This is a genomic window from Xenorhabdus innexi (assembly GCF_002632485.1).
In the GTDB taxonomy this organism is placed as follows: domain Bacteria; phylum Pseudomonadota; class Gammaproteobacteria; order Enterobacterales; family Enterobacteriaceae; genus Xenorhabdus; species Xenorhabdus innexi.
In genome coordinates, this window is sequence record NZ_NIBU01000119.1 from 1 (window position 1) to 4,657 (window position 4,657).

General features: G+C 37.7%; 5 protein-coding genes and 2 pseudogenes. 6 read left to right on the plus strand and 1 reads right to left on the minus strand.

The window, feature by feature from the left end; translation table 11 throughout:
• The 6 genes and pseudogenes from Xinn_RS19995 to Xinn_RS20020 all read left to right on the plus strand — a co-directional run.
• A pseudogene (locus Xinn_RS19995) lies at positions 1–121 on the plus strand (IS30 family transposase); the annotation flags it as partial.
• A 422-nt stretch (positions 122–543) separates the two neighbouring features.
• A complete protein-coding gene (locus Xinn_RS20000; protein ID WP_086954033.1) occupies positions 544–966 on the plus strand; it encodes a TIGR03757 family integrating conjugative element protein in 423 nt (140 codons plus the stop codon).
• 11 nt (positions 967–977) lie between these two features.
• Positions 978–1,943 (plus strand): TIGR03756 family integrating conjugative element protein, encoded by a 966-nt coding sequence (locus Xinn_RS20005; RefSeq protein WP_422645967.1) that lies wholly within the window; start codon positions 978–980, stop codon positions 1,941–1,943.
• A gap of 11 nt (positions 1,944–1,954) precedes the next feature.
• On the plus strand, positions 1,955–3,367 hold the full coding sequence (locus Xinn_RS20010; protein ID WP_086954031.1) for an integrating conjugative element protein: 1,413 nt from the start codon (positions 1,955–1,957) through the stop codon (positions 3,365–3,367).
• On the plus strand, positions 3,364–3,678 hold the full coding sequence (locus Xinn_RS20015; protein WP_086954030.1) for a hypothetical protein: 315 nt from the start codon (positions 3,364–3,366) through the stop codon (positions 3,676–3,678). Before Xinn_RS20010 ends, Xinn_RS20015 begins: the two co-directional genes overlap by 4 nt.
• A gap of 2 nt (positions 3,679–3,680) precedes the next feature.
• A pseudogene (locus Xinn_RS20020) lies at positions 3,681–4,316 on the plus strand (conjugal transfer protein TraG N-terminal domain-containing protein); the annotation flags it as partial.
• A gap of 25 nt (positions 4,317–4,341) precedes the next feature.
• Here Xinn_RS20020 and Xinn_RS23605 read toward each other — a convergent pair.
• A partial coding sequence (locus Xinn_RS23605) for a transposase (RefSeq protein WP_211285986.1) occupies positions 4,342–4,657 on the minus strand: 316 nt, incomplete at its 5' end.

A 4,657-nucleotide genomic window follows, 5' to 3' on the forward strand; every position in this document is an offset into this window, starting at 1 on the left:
CTCAGAGTTGGAGATAAATCTCGTGGCAAATCGATTAAATAAACGTCCTCGAAAAACGCGAGGTTATCAAACACCGAATGAGTTATTTAAAGGCATACCGACTCGTTTACTTCGTTCATAACGGTGTTGCACTTATTATGTGAATGCAAGATTTAAATGATATTGGTGAAATTATTCATGATTGTGAATTGATAGCTGAAAACGAGCTACCTGTTACGTGCTCAACCTGTTATATCGCTTGGTGTCATGCTCATGGATTCCAGTCTTGCGATTTTAATACTGATATAGAAAAGGCAAAGTTCACTATCACAAACTTAACTAAAATTAGCATATAAAATTTTTAACTTTGGTGTGACAAAATAGATTTAAAGTGAAAATTGTCATTTTATAACTATTTTGTCATTTCCTGATTTTTTGTAATTAATTGATTTATATTGAATTTTATTTAATGGAAATTATAAATATTGGATTATGAATTGTTTGCTGATTTAGATAAAAATTTATTGCAATCTTGTCCTAATTTAATGACTGAGGGCAATTTTAATGAAAAAACAGTGCTCCTTGCTGGCTAGTTTCATCGCAGTAGTTTTAGCATCAACAGCTCAAGCGTCAACTGTCATTTATACCGATCATAAAAATCCGCCAAGTAAGATTGATTCGAAAGAAGATATTCAGGTTGTTTGGCTTGATGCGCCTGATGTGCTTTCAGAGGACTGGTTCCGTTCTATAAACGTTTCTGTAAATCCAGATAACGTTTCTTTGATTACAGAGTTATTACAGTCACCAGAATGGAGGGAAAAAGAACAGAGTATGTTTATGGCGTATCAGGGGATTACTCGTGCTTGGGAATTGGGAATAAAAAAATACCCAGCCATTGTAATAGATGATCGTTACGTTGTGTATGGTAGTACTGATATTACTTATGTTCAAGCCTTGATAGATACGCATCGTAGAAGAGGTAATTAATGAAAATAGATATGTCAGCAAAATTGAAATTATTAGTTGCCTCTATATTGTTAGGCGTAATTAATACCCCACAGGCTATTGCTAGCATTAATAGCGCTACTCTTATCGCCAATTCTGTATCGCCATCATGTATTAGTTGGAGAATAAAAGGGATCTGCTATTGGCTTTTCTGTACACCTTTTGGCTGTACAGTAAAAACATCGGTGCGAGTCGAACATTTTATTCCTGAAGCGGTAGTATCCACATATAACGAATCAGGGGGAAACCCATGGGTAGAAATGTCTATGGTAAGCAGTGCCTCTGGAGGCTTAGAGAATACTATTACAGATGCTTTGTCTGGTTTATCTGCTGGAGGTGGAAATAATGAGCAGAAAAACCCAAAGAGGAAAACTAATTTACATTTTAAATATGCTGATGCTATTGGACACCCAGGCTCTTCTTTAATTGGAAAGAGTATTCCTGGATATTCTTGTAGCGGAACGGCAATACCTCTATTTCCTTATTTTTTAAGTACATTAGATAGTTTTTCGTGGCGTTCAGGGATTCCTGAAACTTTCTATCCTGAAGCTGTTATTCCTGGTAAGAGAGAGATTGGTGCGCAATATGCGGGAAATATGTGGGGAAATATTTATCCGCGTAGCGGTTTTGTTACGCAACAAGACGATTATAAAGCTGCTGCGGTCGTTGCTCAACGTGTCGCTGATATTATAACACGTACAGGCCAACCCCATATTTATTCTCAACTCAAAGGAAATAGAAAGCCTGGTTATTGGCCTCCAGATTCTGTGCAAGAAAATACAGGTACTAAAAATCATAAATGGCAGAGATTAGCTCCTCAACTTAGCAATAGTTGCGCAGTTTTTCCTGATAACACGGGAATAGTCGCACAAGACGGTAATTACGCTTGGGCACTTTGGCAACCGTATAGTTGCTGTAAGCGTCGAGGCCAGAAATTTTTAAGCAGCACTAGTTTTTAAGGAAAAATAAGATGAATAAGAAATTTATTTCGCAAGCTGTATTGGTGGGTATTTTATTTATTTCGTCACCTGTTTTTTCTTGGGAAGATAACAAAATAGGGTACGGTAAAAATACGAGTGGTGCTGTATCCGATAAGTTATTTTATACAATCGGAGGGGGGACTGTTCTATCTCAACCGCCTAGCAGAAGTCATATGCAGAGAGTGGGAATAGGATTTGGATGGTCTAATGATTTGATGTGTGGAAATTTTGATTTAAAAACAACTATTAATAATCAATTAAATGGAGTTACTGCTGGATTCAAAAATTTAATGGGGGAAGTTGTTCAAGGAGCAACAGGAGCTGTAGCAAGCCTTCCTGGGTTAATTCTTCAGAGGGCTAACCCAGGATTATATGAAATGATTACTAATGGAGTGATACAAGCCAATGTTGCTTTTGATAAGGCCCAATTTAATTGCCAGAACTTATCTAAACGGATGATGGATTTTTCTGATAATAGTAAATGGTCGCAAGCGGCTATTATGGAGGAATCTAAAGCATTGGTGAATAGTGGTGGTGGTGATGCTGTTCGGACAAACAATCAACTTAATAGTGCTAAGGGAGAGGCTGGAGTACCTTGGATTGGAGGCCAAAAGCGAGGTGGTAAAGGACAGAAAGCTATTCAACCTGCGCGAGATCTAGCCAAAGCCGGTTTTAATATGATGAATAACTTACCAGTAAGTAGCAATCAGAGTATTTCTGGTAGCCAATGTACTGGTGGGGCTTGCCAAAGATTTAAAAATAGTGAAGAAGCAGCACAAACAGTTGTCAGAATCTTAGGTGATCAATCAATACGTACTTGTACCGATACAAGTCAATGTGCAGATGGAGCAGCGGAAAATCAACCAGGGAGCAGTGTAGCAGGTACTGGATTTGCACCAGTAATTGAAAAAACAGCTAAAGAAAACCAAGAGCAATTAATTAAACTGGTTAATGGCAATATAACTCCTACAACTGAGAATTTATCTAAGTTAAAAACGGGTAGCCTTGTGGTGACACGGGGAGTTATTCAGTCATTGAGGCGAGATCCTGACAATGGAGCATTAGTGCAGCGTTTGGCGGGTGAGTTAGCAATGTCAGATGCAATTGAATTAGCGCTAACTATGCGCAGAATGTTAATGACAGGACAGTCAGAACCTAATGCCGCTAATTTATCACAAGCAGTTAAAGAGAGTGACCGCCGGATAGATATTCTTGATCGTGAAATTAACGCACTAAAAACCGAAATGGAATTGCGAAGAGAAATATCTAATAACACGGTATTAACTATTATCGAACGTGACCATCAAAGAACCTTAGCTAATCCACAAACTCAATCTCAAGATAGTGTAGATAAGCGAATGAACTCCTTGGGTGTTCCTTATACAGAAGGAAATAAAAAATGAAATTTAAGGGAGTTTTAAAATGGGTGATTATCATTGTTACTTTCATGATGGGATTATTATTGATCGCTCACTTAAGTTTGATAAACCCTGATTTAGCTGAAGGATTTAATCAATTAATGTACCGTTGGCGTTATTATTCTTTCTTATGGCGTATGCTGATTTATACAGCATTAGTTATCGTTTTATATCATTTATGGAAAGTAGGGAAAAAATCTTCAGAATTAAAGATGGTTTTTAAGCGTATTGCTTTTATGGTCGTGTTATTTGTTCTGGTTAGTGAAGTCACAATTTGGCTGCATAATGGAGAGTAACCATGACCACAAATAACTATCTTGAGTATTTTCTGACTCTTCTGGGCTGGATAATTAATAATGGATTGTGGAATATATTCCTTAGTACAGGGCTTTTTGTTGTTCCAGTACTATTCAAAGTAGTTGGAATATGGATAAAAGTACGTGAAGAAGGGGAAGATGAAGGTAATAAAGGTACTTTATCTATTGTTAGGATCGAGAATGCAATTTATGGAGCTTTTGTTGTCATGGTTTTTTGTTGTGTTCCGCTTTTTAATGTCAGCATTAATACAATCCAAATTGATACAAGCAGAAGTAAATATTGTGGGACATGGACCGCAGCAAAACCAGAGGAATCTGGCTACAAAGGGACTATTTCATCTTTAGATGATAAAACGGCAAAAGTACCGATATGGTGGATATTAATCCATAAATTATCTAAAGGGGTTACTCAAGCTTCTATTGCTACTATTCCGTGTCGGCCCGACTTACGACAAGTTCGATTTGAAGTTCAGCATAGTTATATAAAAAATAACTCATTAGTAGCAGCGTTGCAGGATTTTACTAATGATTGTTATTCACTTGCACTATACGATTGGAAAAATACAGACCAAGGTAAAGAGTCAGATGAGAGTGTTTTGAGGGATATTGAATGGCTAGTGGTGTATTCTGCAATTAATGACATCACTTTGTATTCCCACGGTAAAGCCACTTAAAAGGTTTAGCTAATACCCGGTTGTAATATTCGATATATTTTAAAATGCATGTCCGTAATATCGCTTTGCTGCTGACGGAAAGCCGCCTGAGCAAATGTCGGGAGACCAGACTGAACCAACATTCAATTTGATTTAACCAGGAAGCGTGTTTGGGGGTATAAACGAATCGGATCCGATGTGTCGGGTCTGATAGAAACTGCATGCGTGTCTCCATGGATTGAAGCGTTCCCCACTGGCCTTTCACTCCCAGTCCCTCATTAAGACCACAGGCTTCGGCAATGAAT